Source organism: Cryobacterium sp. TMT3-29-2 (assembly GCF_004564305.1).
Classification (GTDB): domain Bacteria; phylum Actinomycetota; class Actinomycetes; order Actinomycetales; family Microbacteriaceae; genus Cryobacterium; species Cryobacterium sinapicolor.
In genome coordinates this window covers 1-18,374 of the sequence record NZ_SOGK01000084.1, presented here as the reverse complement: position 1 = coordinate 18,374, position 18,374 = coordinate 1, and the positions used below count along the sequence as shown (strand labels likewise).

The following is an 18,374-nucleotide window of genomic DNA, read 5'->3' as shown; positions in this document are numbered from 1 at the left end:
CGGAGCGCACTGTCGCCGGGCTTGCCGCAGCTCGAGCACGGGGGAGGACGGGCGGGCGGCCGTTCAAGATGACGCCGGCCAAGGTCCGCCTGGCCATGGCCGCGATGGGTCAGAAGGAAACGAAGGTTGGCGACCTCTGCAAGGAGCTCGGGATCACCCGGCAGACGTTGTACCGCCATGTCTCACCTGCGGGGGAGCTGCGGTCGGACGGTGCGAAGCTCCTATCGAAGAAGTAGTGGCCCCACCTGGTCACTGTCAGAAGGGAGCCCTTCACGAGCTGGGCCATTTAGCCGGGCGCGAGTCCTAGAAGCACGTCCTTGTAGTCAGGGCAGATGTTTGAAGTGACTCTGAAGAGACGTGAAACCTCCATTTCTGCGATACCGCCCGATTCAAATACCTCCCGTACCTCGCCGAGTTTTGAGCCGCCGGTCAGCAGGCTGCAGATATCGTCGGCGCTCTCACGCACGAGACTGGGGTCCATCTGGGAAAGGATCCGATCAGAACCGACGGCCTTGTCGTATTTCTCCTCAGGAGAAAGAGATGTGCAGGCGGCCAGAGCGAAAGTAAGGACGACGGTAGCTAGGCATGCTGTCCAGCTCCTTTGGACTCTCACAGCCCGTGTCTCAGACTGACAATGCAGCGGATTCCCATGATGGCTCCTCAGAGGTCGATTCAGCCTAACGGGAGCCCCGCGCACGACAGTCCTTCTGACGTCCCCCAAAATGAGGCTTCTTACACGCTGTGGTCAGACCGGAACCGCGCCGGCAGCCACAACAACAGCTATCGGCTGTGCCTGACCATGAAAATTGTCTGTGAGGGAAGGCTGACCGGAACGCGCAGGATGAAACGGTCCTCGTGATGTCGTATTCGCTCGGGGGTTTGACACCGAGCGCTCGAGTGTTAGTGTCATCTGTGACAGATAAATCATCTGTGACACTTCAGCTAGTCAGAGATGCCGTAGGTGGAAATTATGCAGACTATTCAGACTTCAGGGATCCCGGCAGATCAACTCGACGCACTTGAGCGTTTTGCGGCCACGGAAGCAGGCCCTGAACTTCGTGATGTCATTCTTAGCCTCCAGCGCTGCCTACGTGACGGCGCTGAACTTGCGATTCTTGATGAGGCAGCTGCTCTCACTCCGAACCAGGCAGCGACACGCCTCGGGATTAGCCGTACTTACCTATACAAACTCTTGGATCGAGGTGAGATTGTGTCCCATCATGTTGGACGTGATCGCCGTATTCGTATCCGCGACATCATCTCTTTTGAAACCCAGCGTCAGCGCGACAGACGCGAGCTTGCGGAACGCTTCGCCACTCAGCAGAAAACTCGTACGGGCGCCATCGACGAACTCGCCGATCTGCTCTAAAGCGATCATCCGCGGCTCTGACACCTCTGGTGGGGCAGAATGACTTTGTGCATAGTCGTCGAGCTCGTCCCACACTCCGAGTACTTCGCGACGATTTGACTGCCGGATGGGCTTCGCCCTTTCCTCGGCGGATGCTTGCTGATGGTCAATTAACGCAATTGCACCCGCTGAGTGAGCTAGATCACCCGCTCATCCTCAAAGCAACTGAGTCGATCGGTACCGACCTCAGCGAGGATTCGGATGAGGGTCGAATCAGGGGTAGCACGCTCCTGCATCTTCGCGAGATCAAGATTTCGCAGTGGCGTGGAGGCGTTTGGTGTGACCCCAAAACCGGTGTCAACTGGCTCCTAGTCGCCGGACTCGCGAAGAACAACCACACGGCTTTTGATGACTTCTACGTTGAGATTGAACGTGCCGAAGCTGCGGGCAGCACGAGCGACTGGCTACCCAGCAACGAAGATCTCCGTCTGCTGAAGCAAGAGACATCGGCAAGGCTTCTGACCGAGTGGGAATTATCGGTGCAGCGTGACATGCTCGGCACGCTTCGTGCGGTAGCCGGCGGTGGTTCCGCGCGACTGGTTGTTCCCCATCCACTCGAAGCGAAGGGCATCCTGGCACAGCTGACAATCGAGGTGACTCCTGTGCGTGACTTTGACTACGAAGCTGATGAGATTCAGCTGACGGTGGAGACCGAAGCACAGTTCAAAGGATCGAACCTCGAATGGCAGCTCATATTGAGGGCCCTGATCTCGCTCTCGCCGCCCGAGCAGGGATGGGACAGGCTCGACAGTGAATTCACCAATATTGCTGAGCCGGGTGCCTGGCAGCGGCGTGTTCAATTACTGGAGACCATCACGGCAAGCGGGGAACTCGCACAGTCTCAACCGGGGCAGCAGGCACATTACACACACACGAAGCACCTAGCCGGTAGCACCATCGAGGGCACGGGGGTGCGCGCACTCTGCGGGGCGTTCTTCGTGCCGAGGCAGGATCACGAGAGTCTTCCATCGTGTCCCCAGTGCACAGAACGGCTCGACAAGATACCGGCAGAATGACGACGCTTTCTGCAACTCGCGCGCGGGCTAGCCCATTGCTCACCTCACGTATGAAGTGTGGTGACACCTTCGCGGCCGCTGGAGAGAACAGACGTGCCGGCGATGTCCCGGTCTTGCGGGGATGCGTCGGGGTCAACCGAAATATTCACCGCGTCTCTTCGGGGAGAGTCAGATGTCTGGCCAAGGCGCTTGATTACGGGCCCCTGGGGGAGCCGAAGTAACTTCCCGGTGAAGGCTCGGTTCGCTTCGGACGAAGCGGGTTGCACTGTGAACCGAAGCCGATCCCCGACCTGTTCAGCAGCGACGGCTTCGAAAACGCCGACAACCACTGGGCCAACTAAGGCAACAATATGACAGGGAAGAAGCACGGATTTCGCGCGTATCCTCCAGTCTCCCCGGATGGCATTTTCTTTGTCTTCCCTGGGCCAGTCTTCACACCACCCGACGTAGTGACGCCATGAATCAGCTACCGCCGCAGTCAAGCCGAGCCGCACCACTAGGGCTCGAGGTGCCGTTACGGTGGCGACAGGGGGCCGCTCGGCAACGGCTTGGACCACATCGAGGTCAACGAGTCGTCGGTTGCCTCGCATAGAAACTGCGCCGAGAACACCGGCTTCCGTGAGTTGGCTTGCGGAGGTCCTCGAGATGTTCAGGACCTCCGCGGCCACGCCGAGCGAAACCTGAGTCATTGTGGCACCCCTCCCATCCTCTAGGCCATACGCGGGTGAACGCGAACAAACATGATGTTGTTCTTCGGGCGAAGGACATTGGTGGGTCCGCGAACTAGCCCCTGGTCGTCCATGTAAGACTCCGCCTGATACTTGGCCAGTTGCTTGTCGAAGATCTTGTTCAGTTTGCGGCCGCTGAAGACTACTCGCTGTCCGTCGCGGAAGCTGATGGCGACCGATGCCGAGTCGTCACCGCGTGCATTCATCCGGATGTATCCGTCAGTGTTCTGCTTAATGTTCTTCAAGTTGCTCCTATTTCCTATGTGCGTTATTGAGTGATGGAAGCGTAACACGCGTTGCATCCAAGAACAAGGAATTTCTTTTGAAGAGTCGCGACCCAGAAGTATTCCTATTCCTGTAAGGCGGGCAGGCCCCAATTGCGCTGAGCCTCGGTCTAGCTTCCGTCACAGTGTGCCCGCAAGCCGGACCGTGGACGAACGCGTCTGCACAATAAGAGGCCTCTGAAGCTTCTGCCGGAGGAGCTGCCCCGTTTTTTGACCCGCACGGAAGGATTCGCGCTCAGCCCCGTCTCATGAAAGGGAACCTCACGCCCTTCGTCTCCACATCTGGATGACGTTGTCCGCGGCCTCCGCCTCGACCACAACCCGCTCCCGTTCTTGCTCTGCGGCCTGGCGTGCTCGGACTTTCCCGGCCACGTCGAGCAGGTCCCACATTTGCTCGCCGGTTACTGACACGCCGCGGGCGCCGGTGCGCCGGGTGCGGCCGCGGATCAGGGCGTAGTGGGTGCGGAACACGGGTGCCCCGATCGCAGCTTGTGCGTCGTGGAAGAACACCACGTTGGAGACGGGCCCGGGCCCGGTGCCGTCGTCGAGGGAGAGGAAGACGACGCGTTTGCCGCTGCGCATCGGGGGTGTGTGGGTGGCGCGGCGGACCCCGGCGACGAGGACTTCGGTGCCGCCCGGCAGGTTCACGAGCTCCGACGCCGGCGTGACTCCGAGTTCTTTGAAGAGGGGGTAGAACCGGGTCATTTGGTGCTGGCTGACGGCGAGGCCGAGGTCTCGGAGTTCGACGTCTGTTTGGGTGCGGCCGCGGAGGTCGAGGGCGGTGACTGCCCGGTAGAAGTCAGGCAGCGGCAGTTCAATGTCGAAGGCGAGCTGGTTGGGTCCGACGGGGAGGGCCTTGCCGCCGAGGCCTTGGATGTGGGCGAGGAGGTCGCCGCGGCGGGCACGGTCGTAGCCGATGAACGAGTCCAGGGCGCCGACCCGGGCCAACGCTTCGAAGGTGCGCCGGCGCGGCCGCACCCGGTCCCGGAAGTCCTGCAACGAGGAGAACGGTTGATGCTCCGCGATCCGCTGCCGCTCGAGCGCACTGGACCCGGCGAGTTCGGGCAGGGCCAGGCGAATGGCTAGTTGCCCGTCGCCCAGCTGCTCGACCCGGTAATCCAGCGCGGACTTCTGCACGTCGAGGCCGAGGACGGGAACGCCCAGGTTGCGGGCTTCGGCGACGATCAGATCTTTGGGCCACATGCCCGGGTCGTGGGTGAGGAGCCCGGCGAAGAACGTCGCCGGGTGATGCGTTTTCAGCCAGGCGCTCTCATAGGTGGTCCGGGCGAACGCAGCCCCGTGCGCTTTGGCGAACCCGAAACTGCCGAACCCGGACAGCACCTTCCACGCCCGGTCGATGACCGGCGGTGGGAACCCGCGGGTGGCGGCCTGCTTTCGCACGTACGCTTCGATCTCGGCAAGGTCGCCGGATTTGCCGAGGTGCCGGCGGAACACATCGGCCTTGCCCATCCCGCAGCCGGTCAACTCGTCGAAGAGCCGCATCACCTGCTCGTGAAAAACGACGACACCGTTGGTTTCGGCGAGGAAGGGTTTGAACCGGGGGTGCATGTGGTCGGGTGCGACTTCCCCGTGCCGAGCCTTCAGATATTGAAGGGGCATGTTCGCCTGCATGGGACCGGGGCGGAACAGGCTGATCTCAACGGTCAGGTCGTTGAATACCTCCGGTTGGAGCTTCCCGATCAGCTCCATCTGTCCGGGCGATTCGAGTTGGAATACGCCGAGGGTGCGGGTGGTGCGGAGCATCTCGTAGGTGGGTTCGTCGTCGAGGGGGACCCGGTCCAGGTCGATGGTCTCGCCGGTAAGTCGCCGGTGCTCCTCGATCGCGTACGCCATCGCGCTTTGCATGCGGACTCCGAGGATGTCGAGCTTGATGAGGCCCATCGGGTCCATGTCGTGCTTGTCGTACTGGGACATCGGCAGCCCCATCCCGGAGCGTTGCACCGGTGTCCGGTCGAGGAGGGAGGTGTCGGAGAGGATGACACCGCACGGGTGGACGCTGATGTGGCGGGGGAGCCGGTCGAGCTTCGCGGTCAGGTCCACCAGCTGGTCCAGCTGCTGCGACTCGCGCACCTGCGCGGCGAGTTCCGCGAGCTCAGGTTTCTCCTCGAGGGCCCGGCGGAAGTCGCGGGCGTTGAACCGCCACATCTGCTTGGCGATCGCTGCGACCTGGTCCTCGGGCATGCCGAGGGCGAGCCCGGCGTCCCGGACGGCGCCGCGCCCTCGGTAGGCGTTGGTCATCGACATCAGTGACACTCGGTCGGCGCCGAAGACTTGGAACACTTCCCGGTAGATGTCGTGGCGCCGGGCCGATTCGACGTCAATATCGATGTCGGGGAGGGTTTGGCGTTCGGGGGAGAGGAACCGTTCCCAGATGAGGCCGTTCTCGATCGGTTCGACCGAGGAGGTGTGGAGCGCGTAGTTGAGGACGGAGCCGACACCGGATCCGCGCGCTTGCACCCGGACGCCCATGCCCCGGATCAGGTCGGCGACCCGGGCCACGGTCAAGAAATAGGCGGCGAACCCGAGATGTTCGACCGTCTCCATCTCATGCGCGAGTTCTAAGTGCGCGGCACGGGCGAGGGTGGTGCCGGCGTAGCGGTCGTCGATGCCGTGCCGGGCCCGCCGCCACAGCTCAGCCACCGGGTCGCCGACGACGCCGATGATCGAGGCTTCCGGCATCCGGGGGGTGCCGAGTCCGATGTCCGCGGCTGGGTCCAGGGCGCACCGGTCCGCCAGCTCGTGTGTGGTGCGGAGTAGTTGGTCGAGGGCGTCGGGGTTTCGGGCGCCGGCGTCGACGACCATGCGTGCGACCTGGCGCATGTGCTGTGCGTCTTTCAGCCAGGCTTGCCCGTTCGCCTGCGGTTCCTCGAGCTCGGCGAGTGGGGTGAGGAGGTGGGTCGCGTCGGCGAGGTCCGCGGTCGTCGCGTCCCCCGGCTCGCCGTACCGGACTGCGTTGGAGAGGATGGCGGGGGTCCCGGTGTCCTCGGCGAGGCCCAGCATCCGGGTGGCCGCAGCCACGGAACCGCGTTGCCCGGTCGGTGCCAGGTGGCAGACGACCTCGAGCGTGACCGCACCGATGGGCATGATCCGCAGCCACGCGCGCAACCCCGCGACGGACTCAGCGCTGTCCCGGCGTTCCACGGCGAGCCCCACATCAGAGAGCGGCCCGAGGAGCACGGTCAGGGTTCGACCTTCCGCCCAGGTGGCGAGCCGGCGCCGGTCGATGCTCGGCACCCGGCCTGCCTCGTGCGCGGAACTCACGGCCCGGCAGAGCGCGGCATAGCCGCGGCCGTCGCCGCCGTGGGCGAGCAGGGTCACCCGGCCGAGCGGCCGGTGCTCATCATCGTGAACGGCCAGGTCCGCGCCGAGGCCCGCCCGGATCCCGGCGGCCGCGCACGCCCGCACGTGTTTGACCGCCCCGTACAGCCCGTCCCGGTCGGTGAGGGCGAGGAAGTCCGCGCCGGCGGCGGCCGCCTGGTCGACGAGGGCCTCGGGCATGGTTACGCCGTAGTGCGGGGAGTATGCGGAGACGACGTGGAGGTGCGGGAAGCTCTGTTGCATCCGTGCCTCCAACCCCTGCTATCGAACGTTTATTCGATATGGGGAGTGTAGGTCTGGGCTCTGACACTGACAAGACCTGCCCGCCGCGTCCTTGGTTCAGATCTGTGCTGTGCGCCGAGCAGCGCATCCGGCTCGTCCGCAGCCACCGGTCTGCTGAGCACGGGCGAGCTGTCTCGCAACTGGCTAGCAACGCACCAAACTCGTCAGACGCGGAGTACTGTTCCGTACCGGCTCGCTTCCCCGAAGGGGGGAGACAAACCGAGGCTCTTTGCGTTGCGGCGTGGATAGGCTGCGGGAATGAGCAGTCGACCGCGTCACCGTGCCCCCGCTTCGATCGGTGCAGCCGCACTCGTTATTGCTCTAGCCGGGTGCTCCAGCGGCGGCAATCCGGAGAGCGTCTGCACGGATGCGATCGCCGAGCGCATGGGCGCGGTCTTCACCGACGTTCAGATCACAGAGAACATCGAGACGCCGGTTGCCGCCGATATACAGGGCACGTACGCCGGCGGTGGGGGGTTCGCGTGCGGTTTGTCGCTCCACCCGCTAACGCTCGAGCAGGCGCTCGTGTTTCCGTTTGACGGCCCCACGATCACAGTCGAGCCGTGATTTAGGGCTGGAACGAATCCATGCCCGTGCACGCCGGAGTCGCTTCATAGCCGCCGCAATATATTTCGAGCGTCATCCTGTCGAGATATGCACCGCCTGTCAGACCGTAAACGAACGGGTGCTTGACACCTCCGGCGTAGAGGTCTGCGGGGCTCTCGCACGCACTAAACAGGGGATCTAACGCTGCGGTAAACGCGGATTCGTCGTCCTCAAGGTCGCTGTTGTACATGCTGTGCAGATCGGCTTCCGCCTTTGAGAAGGCAGAATCGCAAGTTGCGGTCAGCTCATGTGCGGCCGCCGACTCTGCCGCTGCGGGCGGCGGAGCCTGCCCTGCAGGCACGGCAACTCCGGCGGTCTCGTTAGCGCAGCCCGTCATAGCCAGCAGCAACAGTAGAGCGGCCGCTGGCGCGGCGATATGGATCTTCATGTTGTCCCCCAAATTGTCATTCGTGGCCAGCCTAGAGTCATGACGGCAACGCAACTCGCTTCACCACGCGCTGGCATCAGCCGGTCGTGCGCCCCTGAAATGGGCGTCGCCGGGCTGCCAACGCTACAACCCTCAGCAGTCATTAATGCCCCATACGTGGGGGGCATAACGCTATCCACACGCGTGGCGGCGACAGCTCGAGGTGGCCGATGCAGCCAGCCCACCGAGCTGCCCGACCCTGGTGCCCGACTGTGCAGGTCGGCGCACGTGACTTTGTTGCTTTTCGTCTGGGGGATTGTTCACTGCGTGCTGTCGGCGTCAAGCCGTCGTCACAGTTTCGGCAAAAACTTCTTCCCCCGCTGCGCTCCTCCATAACTTTTGGCCTGCAACCGTTCCTTGGGGCTTGACCCCGACAGCACTCCATGAGGGCGGAAAAACCGCCGAAAGGCAAAAAAATTTGGAGGAGAGAAAATGCTTGAACACACACAGACCCCCGCACACACGATCACTCCCGCCGACGTTGAGCGGAAGATATTCCACCTCACCAGCTCGATCCGCAGGCGCGAACGCCTCTTGACCTGGGACGGATACGCCACACCCCACACTCCCGAGCGCCCCGCAGTTGTTGCCGCGCGAACTGCCGACCAGTTCGCCCGGATTGACGAACTCCGGACCCGGCTAGCCCACTGGGTAGCCATCCAGGCCGACCAGGCCACCACCGCACAGAGCAACTAGGGAGATACGAACATGACGGATTACATCAGCACCAAGGACACCGCCAAGTTGGTTCGGGTGGCGCTCAAGAACGCGTTTCCCGGCGTGAAGTTCAGCGTCCGGATGAGCACCGGCACCGCGTCCGCATGGATGAACGTGTCATGGAGCGACGGACCCACCGACCGCGAGGTAAGCGCAGTGACCAGCCAGTACGAGGGCCGCAAGTTCAACGGCATGACCGACGGGTACGACGACCAACGGTCCGCGCTCGTCGCGTTCGACGGCGAGGACATGCCCCGGGTCGTGCGGTACTCCTGCGACGGGATCAACACCCACCGCGACTACACGGCCGCCGGATACCGGGTCGCACAGCACCTCATCAGCACCGACAGCGACCACAAAGACCTCGTCGTATTCACCCCCGAGGGCGAACCCATCAACAATGCCGCCGTGCCCCACGGGATCTACGTCGCCGGGCACTTCCACGATTACATCTACAGCCCCGTGCACATCGCCCAGGTCATCCTGCACCGAGTCAACCTCTGCACCGTCACCGCGCCCACCCGATAGACCAGGACAACCAGCAATGAACACAACCAGCATCGACACCGCCGCAGCCGCGCGCTTCGTCGACGTGTTCGCGGCCGCAGACTTCGCGGGCGACGTCGGCCCACGGATGAGCTGCACCGAAGTCGACGCCCTCGCCGGGATGCTCCGAACCGTCGGAGCCGACACCGCCGCCGACACCTGGGTATCCGCACACGCCGAAGAAGACCAAGAAGGAGACAGCCACCACCAAGCCTGATCACCCAAACGCCCCCCTTGACGACAATCTAGGGGGGCATTTGAACACCCCAGCAACTCACCAACCGGAGCAATCACAGACGACGGTTGCGGCCGATTCTGATGCGCGGACGGCGTCGGTTGTAGCGGCGCCGTCCCGGAACCTGGCCACGATGAGACATCGGGCGAACTCTGCGCGCACACAAGGAGGCGGACCGCTCAGCATTCTCCGGCGAGCCTCCGGCGGGACCGACAGGACCTAGCCACTCCAGCGAAAAGAGCCAAACCAGACAGGTCACCGGCCGCATCGAGAGCTCAATGGCTTCAGCGGGTAGGAGTCTTCTTGACGTCGCGCAGCGCCAGACCGAGGCGGCCGGCTACTTCTGCCTTGGGGGTTCCAAGCTCGAGCATGGAGGCGATGACAGCCGCCGCTGATGTGCGGGCGGCCGTGCTCTGCTTCGCTGCGCGTTCCTGGATGGCCGCGATCTCGGCCTGGGCGGTCGCGTCGATCTCGTCGAGGGAGTCCGTGGCGACGAAGTAGTCGGTGGCGAGCTGCTCGAGCTTGTCTTCCTTCGCGCGGAACTCTGCCGCTTTCTCGCGTGCGCGAGAGCGGGCGGCAGTCTGCTTCGCAGACTTGCGTACATCGGCCATGGGTGTACCCCTTTCGTGGGTGAAGAACCATTATGCGGGAGTCCCACGCGCATGCTCGTCCGCAAAAACCAACGCCAGGGATCATGCGCGCTTGCGCAAGGAGGCGAGCGTTCAGTTGCGAGCTGTGCACTGCCTGGTTCGGTCATCTCGAGAGCCCCTACCTGCAGTCACCCATCGGTCTCAGCCTCAACATCCGAGCATCCCAATCTTCGATCGTGACCACCCTGCATCCTCATTCTTCGTACAAGTATTTGTCACACCTCTGGCATTAGTAATGAACGAGGTAAAGTGAGCGGGTGATGACTATGCATATCCTCTCTGCGGGAGACGGGTATGTGTACTACACCAAGGAGGTCGCGACCGGTGATGCGAAGCGTGAGAGCGGCCGTGAGCTGGGCGATTACTACACCGAGGATGGCAACCCTCCCGGTGTCTGGGTCGGTGGGGGACTGGCCGCACTCGGCGTCTCCGGCGTCGTCACTGAGGAGCAGATGAAGGCCCTCTACGGTGAGGGTCTGCACCCCGACGCCGAACGAATCATTGCTGACGCGCAGGCCCAGGGTAAGACCGTGGGGGAGGCCACGAAGGCCGCCAAGCTTGGACGCTCCTACTACGGCTACAGCACCGACGGCACGGACCTGTCCGCGAAGATCGCCGCCGGCTACACCGACTTCACCCAGGCGAACGGGCGCGAGCCGAACGTCGCCGACCGGCGTGCGATCCGCACCCGTGAAGGTGACCTGGCGTTCCGCGACGCGAAGGGCCGGCCGCCGGCGGACAAGGACGAGCTGGGCCGGTTCATCACCGCGGCGACGCGTCCGACGCAGCAAGCGGTCGCCGGTTTCGACCTGGTCTTCTCGCCCACGAAGAGCGTGTCCGTGCTCTGGGGTCTCGGCGACGAGGACACCCGGAAGACGATTGAAGATGCCCAGGCGGTCGCGATCCTGGACACTGTGTCGTACCTCGAGCGGGAAGCGATCGCGACCCGTGCCGGCACGAACGGGGTCGCACAGATCGACGTCGAGGGCGGCCTCATTGCGACGCGTTTCCGTCACTATGACTCCCGCAATGGTGACCCGCAGTTGCACGATCACCTGGTCGTGGCGAACAAGGTCAAGGGTGTCGATGGGAAGTGGCGCACGATCGATTCCAAGCTCCTGCACCGTCAGGGTGTGGCCGCGTCCGAGTTCTACAACCAACGCGTCATGGACGAAGTCACCACCCGCCTGGGCCTGTCCACGGAGCTGCGGGAAGTCACCCCGGGCAAGCGGCCTGTGGTCGAGATCGCCGGTGTCGACGAGCGCCTCACCGGGGTGTTCTCGACCCGGTCCGCGGACATCAAGAAGGTCGTCGGCCAGCTCGAGAAGGACTACCGGGCCACCCACGGGCGCAGCCCGGACGCGGTCGCCCGGATCAAGCTCGCGCAGCAGGCCACCCTGGAGACCCGCCCCGCTAAAGCCCACGCCCGCTCCCTCGCCGGCCTCCGCACCGAGTGGGCCATCAAGGCCGCCGAACGCGTCGGCACCGTCACCGTCACCAACCTCCTCAAGGACGCCCGCACCGCCGCACCGGCCCTGGGTAGCAGGCCGGGGGAGCCGCGGGTGGTGGATGTGGACCGGGCTGCGCGCGAGGTCGTGGCGACGGTGTCGGAGCATCACGCGGTCTGGGGTCCGCACATGATCGAGGCCGAAGCCCGCCGCTGGGTCCAGAAGGAAACCAGCCTCGGCCCCGTCCCCGAAGGAACCGTCGAACAGATCACCCGGCGTGCCCTGGAGACGGACTCGATCGGCGTGACCCCGCCCGCCCCGCACGGTTCCTTCGAGCCCCTGACCCGCCGGGACGGGTCGAGCATCTACGAGCACAAGGGCCGCATGCTCTTCACCTCCACCGGCCTCCTCGCCGCCGAAGACACCCTCCTCGTCGCTGGCCGCACCCGAACGATCGCCCCGATCACGGTGGCCGAGTTCGACCGCACCGCCGCCCGTCACACCGGACCGTTGGATGCCGGGCAGCGGGCGCTGGCGCGCGAGTTCACAACCTCCGGCACGCTCCTCGTTGTCGCGACCGGGCCCGCCGGCGCGGGGAAAACCACCGCCCTCGCGTTGGCCGCCCGCGCCACCGAGCAGGCCGGTGGCCGCCTGATCGGATTGGCCCCGTCGGCGACGGCGGCCGCCGTGTTCCGCGACGCCGTCGAGGTCCCGGCGGCCACGATCCACTCCTTCGTCCGCGCCTACGACACCCACGGGGACGCCACCTCCGAGAGTCGCCACCCGGAGGAGTTGAAGCTGCGTGCGGGGGACATCATCGTCGTCGACGAGGCCGGCATGGCCGGCACCCTGAACTTGGCGAAGGTCACCAGCATTGCTGAGCGGCACGGGGCGCACGTGCGCCTGATCGGTGACGACCGGCAGCTCGCCGCCGTCGAGTCCGGTGGGGCGCTGCGCCTCCTGGAACGCGAAGTCGGTTCCGTCAAGCTTGAGGAGATCCACCGGTTCACGTCCCCGGCCGAAGCCGAAGCGACCCGGCAGCTGCGCGACCCGGCCACGGTGGGGGACCCGTTCCGCTGGTACGTAGACAACGACCGGGTCACCGGTGGCGGCATCGACCGGATGACCGACCATGTCTTCGCCGCCTGGCAGCACGACGACGAAGCCGGCAAGAACGCCGTCATGCTCGCCCAACAAAACGTGACCGTCACCGACCTCAACACGAGGGCCCAGGCCTACCGGATGGGCTCCGGCCTCGTCTCGGGCAAGAAGTCCTCGCAGCTGCGCGACGGATTGGCCGCGTATCAGGGCGACCGCATCGTGACCCGGCTGAACGACGCCTCTCTCCGCACCGGGCGGGGAACCGACCGGGTCAAGAACGGTGACGTCTGGATCGTGGGGAAGGTGCAAGCCGACGGGGCGTTGACTGTCACCCATGCCGGGCACGGCGGCCGCATCACCCTGCCCGCTGAGTACGTGCAGAACAACGTCGAACTCGGCTACGCGTCGACCATTCACCGGGCTCAGGGCATGACCGCGGACACCGCCCACGTCCTCGCCGACTCCTCCACCTCCCGCGAACTCGTCTACGTCGGGTTGACCCGCGGGAAGGAAGCAAACCACCTCTACGTCGAGACCGAAGATGCCCAGCCCATGAGCGACGTCCTGGCCACCATTGCCGGCCACAGCGACGGGATGCTCTCCGCCACCGAAACCATCCGTGCCGAACAAGCCCGCGTCGATGACCTGGTCACCCTCATCGACCAATACGGCGACGTCGCCGAACGCTCCAACACCGTCCGCTTCACCCAACTCGTGGGCCACACCCTCGACGAGCAGGACGCCCGGAACCTCACCAGCTCCGAGAGCTGGGGAGCCGTCACCGCCGCCCTCACCCGCGCCGAAAGCCAAGGCCTCGACCCGGCCAGCGTGCTGCGGGAATCATGGAACGAACGAGAACGCGGCACCGCCGACGACGTCGGCGCCGTCCTCTCCCACCGGATGGAACGACGCATCGAAACAGCCCCCGCCGACCAGACGCCGGCAGCGGGGGAGCGGCCGGCAGTACCGGCGTGGATCGCCGATCGCAGGGCGCTCGACGCCGCCGGCACCGACCTCGCATGGCGCGACCACCTGGCCGAACGGTACGAGTACTTGGCGGTGCGCCTCGAGGAACGCGGCACGGCGATCGCCGCCGAGCAGCCTGAGTGGGCGCAGCAGCTCGGAGACATCCCGGTCGAGGGCAGTCGGCGTGAGGAGTGGGTGCGCCTCGCTGCCGAAGTTGACGTGTTCCGCGACCGGTACAAGGTCGACCCCACTCAAACGCAGGCCATCCCTGAGGCCTACCGTGAGCGCACGGTTGGTGCGGAACTCGCGGCACGCGTGGCAGCCCTGCAGGTGCAGCAGGCTCAGGGCAACCAGCCGAGGGAGACCAGCCGGCAGAGGCCCGCTACCGCGCTCGACGTAATGCGAGCCGCGAGCCGGGTCACGGCCGACCGGCAGCGGGAAGCGCAGCGCGCCGCCGGCCTCACCGTCAAGGCACGGCAGACGACTCGTGGCGACCAGGCGACACAGCCCGAGGACACGCGCACCCGCGACAACGGCCGCGAACGGTAAAACACCTTCTGACGTTTCGCCCTGGGGTGTTGTGAGGCCGACGCAGTGTCCTGGTCCGTTGCCGGCAATGACGCCTGGCTAGGGAGGATTCACCCTGCTCAGGTGCCATCTCCGCGCGGCCAACCGACGGCCCTCAATATGCTGGGCACATGATCATGGCTTCGACAGACCCTGCAGTAACGAATTTTTGGGCGCCCGTTGCCCAGATCGTACCTGTGCTCGCGCTTGCGCTGGTCATCGAAGCTCGTCGGTATGCCGTCCATTGGCCTGAGGCGACACTCAGGACCCGGCGATGGCAAAGCGTCTACCTACTCCTCGTCGCATTCATCTTCCTGAGTATTGAGACTTGGGCACTGATAGCAATGCAGACGGGAAACTCATACCCGGTTCTTCTTTCAGTAACTCCATATCTTCTAATCCTTGCTTTCGGCGCTCTGTCGTATCTTCCAATCGCTTCGTTCACGGGTTTGGTGAACGCTGACGTTGGAGACTTCCTCGAGAAAGCTGCTCCTTGGTCCAAGTGGCGGCGCGCACTCCGGAGATTCGATAAGAAGGTCAGCCTCTTAGAGAAGGACATGAACGAATTAGCCGGAGACCTCGACCTCGACATCGAGCGAGACCTGTCAACGATCCAGGAGCACGAGCAGTTTGCTTTGCAGGCAGAGGCACTTCTGCAACAAGTGTCAATGCTAGGTTCTGACCCCGGAGAGGGAAACAGGCTGCCGGAAGGCGCTCTCGACGCGGGGATCTCTAGTCTTCATGCCTCGCGGGGGAAGAGTTGGGCCGCCGTGGAAAAGACACGCGAGAGGCTGACCGTGTCCTACCGGCTGAGGGATGCCGCGCCGGAACACGTTGCACAGGTCAGAGTGCTGAGGCGCGACGTGGAGGAGATGAAATCTCGCAAGCCCACCCCCGCCGATCACGAGCGCTACGAGCGCCTGGTCAGGCGCCTCGCTTTCCTTGCATCTGAACCAGCCTTCCCCGAGAGCATGGTCGACAGAGGCGCCCCCAAGTAGGCGCAACTGGGCACGGGTCACCACGCCATCTCGGGTTTTAAGCAGTGGTGTTCGCCTTTCGCCATTTGAACACAGAGGAAGTCATTCGAGCGAACGGCGTCGAGGACCGGTGATGGCCGGGGCCTAGGTAGGCTTTGCAGATGTTTGAGATCGTGAAATATGCAGGTCAGGGCGGCCGTGACCGCTTCGATTGTGGCAAGCCTGAGCTCAATACTTGGCTTCAAACTCAGACCTCACAGCAGCAGAAGAGAGACAACGCAGTCACCTTCGTTGCGCTCGACCCAAGCGACCAACGCGTTGTCGGCTACTACGCTTCGCGCTCCTACCAGCTTGATGTCGATCATGCCGCCCGTGCATACGGCGTCGGAAAGAAAACCTACCCGGTGCCAGCACTCCTCTTGGCAAAGCTGGCTGTCTGCGGGTCGGTGCAGAAAAAGGGTCTAGGCGAGCAGCTCCTCGTGCATGCCCTCAAGAACTTCGCGGAAATCGCCGAGAAGACCGGGGTTGAGGTGATCGTTGTCCACGCCATCGATAAGGATGCTGCAGCATTCTATGGGCGCTACGGCTTCATCACTTTTGAGTCACATGACTTACATCTGTTTCTTCCGATGAAGACAATTCGCAAGCTATACCCGGTTGAAACTGGTGTCTAACGTACGTACAATGAACGTACAAGCAAATCAGCAATAACACCAACAACCCGCAAATACCAAGCAAGAGCTTCAGCAAACGCCAAAAACACGCCAACGCGAAGCTCCTCGATACAGAATCGAAGAGATCATGAGCGCAACACCATCCAGATCCGAACGACTGAGCATGCGCGTAGCGCCAGATGCACTCAGCCAGATCCGTGAAGCTGCCGCGCTTCAAGGTCAGGACGTTACGTCATTTGTGATCGGTGCCGCAGCGTCGAGCGCACGCAAGGTGATTATTGAAGACCGCTACCTGAAGCTGACCCCTCAAGAGGTCAATCAACTTGAGTCGGTTCTGAACGCGGACATCGAGCCTTCCAAGCGGCTCAAAGAAGCTGTACGCAAATCACAGCACGCCAACGCCTAATCTGCGCCAAGTGCACAATGGGCAGGCTTGGATCCGGCGTTTTGGCTGGAGAAATCGTCTATCTCGCATTTCGCTGGGGGTGCTGTCGTTCTAGCGGTCGTACGGTCGTACCCGCCCTTAGTGCAGCTGGGTAGGCAGCATCCGTTACTCGGACCTCGGTTACCGGCGTAGTCGTCACCGCCGTGTTCGAAGTGGTCTTGCCGGTGCTGAACTCGCCGCGGTTCGCTGAAAGCCGATGGCGTGTGCGGCTCCAGGCGGAACAATTATCGGGGGAGTCCTATTCTGCAAATCCTGCAATAGGTGCATTACGAGCTGACATAATAACCATTATCGGTCATATTGGGTGGGATATGGCTTGGGATATCTAGTGTCACTGGAACTGGTATGGAGGTAGGCTTTATACATGTCACTAACCACTCCCGGACTGCGAGCATACGAGATTTCCATTCGTTCGGATGTTGCGGAACTTGTCGGCCAGCTGCGCGAGATCCTGGGCGCCCAGCTGGTTGCTTATCTGGGTTCCGTCACGGAAACCCGCGCCGTACGGCAGTGGGCCGATGGTGTCCGAAAGCCACCGGCCGAGGTCACGCGCCGGCTGAGGCTCGCGTACCAGGTCGCCGGGCTGCTCACCGAGCGGGACCAGCCTCGTGTGGTTCAGGCCTGGTTCCAAGGGATGAACCCCCAGCTCGAAGACATCGCGCCGGCACGACTCATCCGCGAAGGCAATCCGGACGAAGTTGGCCCACGCGTGCTGGCCGCTGCTCGCGCGTTCGCCGCCGTCGGATAGTGGACAACACGCCGGACAGAGCCGATCGCATGGCCGTCCGCCCCGACCCCGGCGAGGTCTGGCGCATCGGGTACGGGCCGGCTCCCTGGAACTGGGTTGATTGGGCACACGCCATCAACGGCCGATTCAACGGGCGCTGGGACTCGCTCGACTCGGCCTACCGTACGATCTACGCGGGGTCGAGCCTGTTCGCCTGTCTCGTCGAAGTCCTCGCGCGCTTCCGCCCTGACCCGATACTCCAAACCGACATGGGCGGCATCCGCGTCGATGAAGCCGATGCCTCCCTCTATGCGTCCGTACCCGTCGGCATAGTCGACGAGTCCTGGCTCAGCGTCCGTCAGGCCTCCCGCGCAAACTTAAGCGGCAGATACTGCGACGTCGCAGACTCCGCAACGATCGCTGCACTTCGCCCCGCTTTCGGCGCACTCGCAGTTGGCTTTGGATTGGCTGATTTCGACTCGTCGGCACTTCAGAACAGCGAACCACGTGAGCTCACCCAGCGCGTCGGCCGCGAGATCTACGAGATGTCAAACGACGACGGACAGCCCTTGTTCGATGGCGTTCGGTTCCTTTCTCGACACGGCAACGATCTGGAACTGTGGACTATTTTTGAGCGGTCGACTGATGGCGCGTTCAGCGCGCAGCTGAGCAATATCGTTGTTGGTGACCTTCGCCCTGGTGACCCATATGTGGAGGCAGCGATGCGGCTCCACGGTCTGAGCTGGGGATAACAGCAGCCCGCGCAGATCCAATTGCTGCCCCGTTTGACGCTCGCGACTACGAATCCCTTCCGGGCGGGGTTTACGCGACGGCTCCTTCGGCACAAGTCCCCGGATCCTATTCTTTGCGCCGGCGTGTGGTCAAGGTCCGGCGTGCGGGCAGGCTAGGGACCTCGNTGCGGGCAGGCTAGGGACCTCGGCAGATCAGCGTCTGTTGCGCGCGTCGGCGATTGTCCAACGCTGGCCGGTGGTTAGCATGTCGCTATGGCTGGCGCAGTGAGGTTCTGAGTATGTGGCTTGGGGAAGAATTCTGGGGTGAGCAAGGACGCATAGCCAGGATCCAAGCTGGTCCGTGGGCCGGTCGCCACGCCTATATCTATCCGGAACATCAGGACGACTGGTGGGTCATGGTGATTGACCCTTCTCCCGAACCAGGCGTCCCGGGGGACAACTACATTGACGACGGCAGTTACCTCGAAGAACTGGCGCGT

The 18,374-nt window shown here is 63.6% G+C and carries 19 protein-coding genes; 14 read left to right on the top strand and 5 right to left on the bottom strand.

Features of this window, described 5'->3' with window-relative positions; genetic code table 11:
* Positions 1-236 (top strand): helix-turn-helix domain-containing protein (locus E3O67_RS09730; RefSeq protein WP_135102588.1); only part of this gene is annotated, 236 nt, incomplete at its 5' end.
* Positions 237-286: 50 nt separating this feature from the next.
* Here E3O67_RS09730 and E3O67_RS09725 read toward each other — a convergent pair.
* A complete protein-coding gene (locus tag E3O67_RS09725; RefSeq protein WP_135102586.1) occupies positions 287-613 on the bottom strand; it encodes a hypothetical protein in 327 nt (108 codons plus the stop codon).
* Between the two features lie 357 nt (positions 614-970).
* On the opposite strand from E3O67_RS09725, the gene E3O67_RS09720 reads away from it, so the two are divergent.
* Together E3O67_RS09720 and E3O67_RS09715 are read left to right on the top strand one after the other, a co-directional pair.
* Entirely contained in the window at positions 971-1,369 is a 399-nt protein-coding gene (locus E3O67_RS09720; RefSeq protein ID WP_135102589.1) for a helix-turn-helix domain-containing protein, read from the top strand.
* A 131-nt stretch (positions 1,370-1,500) separates the two neighbouring features.
* Positions 1,501-2,424, top strand: coding sequence for a DUF3039 domain-containing protein (locus E3O67_RS09715; protein WP_135102584.1), 924 nt, complete (start codon positions 1,501-1,503; stop codon positions 2,422-2,424).
* Positions 2,425-3,133: 709 nt separating this feature from the next.
* Here the strand turns inward: E3O67_RS09715 and E3O67_RS09710 are convergent.
* Together E3O67_RS09710 and dnaE are read right to left on the bottom strand one after the other, a co-directional pair.
* The gene (locus tag E3O67_RS09710) at positions 3,134-3,397 is read right to left on the bottom strand and encodes a hypothetical protein (protein WP_135102582.1); all 264 of its coding nucleotides are present in this window, start codon (positions 3,395-3,397) and stop codon (positions 3,134-3,136) included.
* Positions 3,398-3,697: 300 nt separating this feature from the next.
* Positions 3,698-7,018: a DNA polymerase III subunit alpha gene (dnaE, locus tag E3O67_RS09705; RefSeq protein ID WP_135102580.1), complete on the bottom strand. Its 3,321-nt coding sequence runs from the start codon at positions 7,016-7,018 to the stop codon at positions 3,698-3,700.
* Positions 7,019-7,315: 297 nt separating this feature from the next.
* On the opposite strand from dnaE, the gene E3O67_RS09700 reads away from it, so the two are divergent.
* The gene (locus tag E3O67_RS09700; RefSeq protein WP_135102578.1) at positions 7,316-7,624 is read left to right on the top strand and encodes a hypothetical protein; all 309 of its coding nucleotides are present in this window, start codon (positions 7,316-7,318) and stop codon (positions 7,622-7,624) included.
* A 1-nt stretch (position 7,625) separates the two neighbouring features.
* Here E3O67_RS09700 and E3O67_RS09695 read toward each other — a convergent pair whose 3' ends face one another.
* Positions 7,626-8,051, bottom strand: coding sequence for a hypothetical protein (locus E3O67_RS09695; RefSeq protein WP_135102576.1), 426 nt, complete (start codon positions 8,049-8,051; stop codon positions 7,626-7,628).
* A gap of 471 nt (positions 8,052-8,522) precedes the next feature.
* Between E3O67_RS09695 and E3O67_RS09690 the strand changes: the two genes are divergently transcribed.
* Genes E3O67_RS09690 through E3O67_RS09680 form a run of 3 tightly spaced genes read left to right on the top strand, consistent with a single transcriptional unit; the run spans position 8,523 to position 9,570 of the window.
* Positions 8,523-8,786, top strand: coding sequence for a hypothetical protein (locus E3O67_RS09690; RefSeq protein ID WP_135102574.1), 264 nt, complete (start codon positions 8,523-8,525; stop codon positions 8,784-8,786).
* A 12-nt stretch (positions 8,787-8,798) separates the two neighbouring features.
* A complete protein-coding gene (locus tag E3O67_RS09685; RefSeq protein ID WP_135102572.1) occupies positions 8,799-9,335 on the top strand; it encodes an LPD29 domain-containing protein in 537 nt (178 codons plus the stop codon).
* 16 nt (positions 9,336-9,351) lie between these two features.
* A complete protein-coding gene (locus tag E3O67_RS09680; RefSeq protein ID WP_135102570.1) occupies positions 9,352-9,570 on the top strand; it encodes a hypothetical protein in 219 nt (72 codons plus the stop codon).
* 302 nt (positions 9,571-9,872) lie between these two features.
* Here E3O67_RS09680 and E3O67_RS09675 read toward each other — a convergent pair whose 3' ends face one another.
* Positions 9,873-10,199: a hypothetical protein gene (locus E3O67_RS09675; protein WP_135102569.1), complete on the bottom strand. Its 327-nt coding sequence runs from the start codon at positions 10,197-10,199 to the stop codon at positions 9,873-9,875.
* 299 nt (positions 10,200-10,498) lie between these two features.
* On the opposite strand from E3O67_RS09675, the gene mobF reads away from it, so the two are divergent.
* The 7 genes from mobF to E3O67_RS17250 all read left to right on the top strand — a co-directional run.
* Positions 10,499-14,302 (top strand): MobF family relaxase, encoded by a 3,804-nt coding sequence (mobF, locus tag E3O67_RS09670; protein ID WP_135102567.1) that lies wholly within the window; start codon positions 10,499-10,501, stop codon positions 14,300-14,302.
* A gap of 149 nt (positions 14,303-14,451) precedes the next feature.
* Complete coding sequence (locus E3O67_RS09665) at positions 14,452-15,318, top strand: hypothetical protein (RefSeq protein ID WP_135102566.1); 867 nt, start codon at positions 14,452-14,454, stop codon at positions 15,316-15,318.
* 140 nt (positions 15,319-15,458) lie between these two features.
* Positions 15,459-15,971, top strand: a complete 513-nt coding sequence (locus E3O67_RS09660) for a GNAT family N-acetyltransferase (protein WP_135102564.1) — start codon at positions 15,459-15,461, stop codon at positions 15,969-15,971.
* A 127-nt stretch (positions 15,972-16,098) separates the two neighbouring features.
* On the top strand, positions 16,099-16,377 hold the full coding sequence (locus E3O67_RS09655) for a DUF1778 domain-containing protein (protein WP_135102563.1): 279 nt from the start codon (positions 16,099-16,101) through the stop codon (positions 16,375-16,377).
* Between the two features lie 403 nt (positions 16,378-16,780).
* Complete coding sequence (locus E3O67_RS09650; protein WP_104102341.1) at positions 16,781-17,164, top strand: hypothetical protein; 384 nt, start codon at positions 16,781-16,783, stop codon at positions 17,162-17,164.
* A complete protein-coding gene (locus tag E3O67_RS09645) occupies positions 17,164-17,895 on the top strand; it encodes an RES domain-containing protein (protein WP_135102561.1) in 732 nt (243 codons plus the stop codon). Before E3O67_RS09650 ends, E3O67_RS09645 begins: the two co-directional genes overlap by 1 nt.
* Positions 17,896-18,173: 278 nt before the next feature.
* Positions 18,174-18,374 (top strand): hypothetical protein (locus E3O67_RS17250; RefSeq protein ID WP_206750564.1); only part of this gene is annotated, 201 nt, incomplete at its 3' end.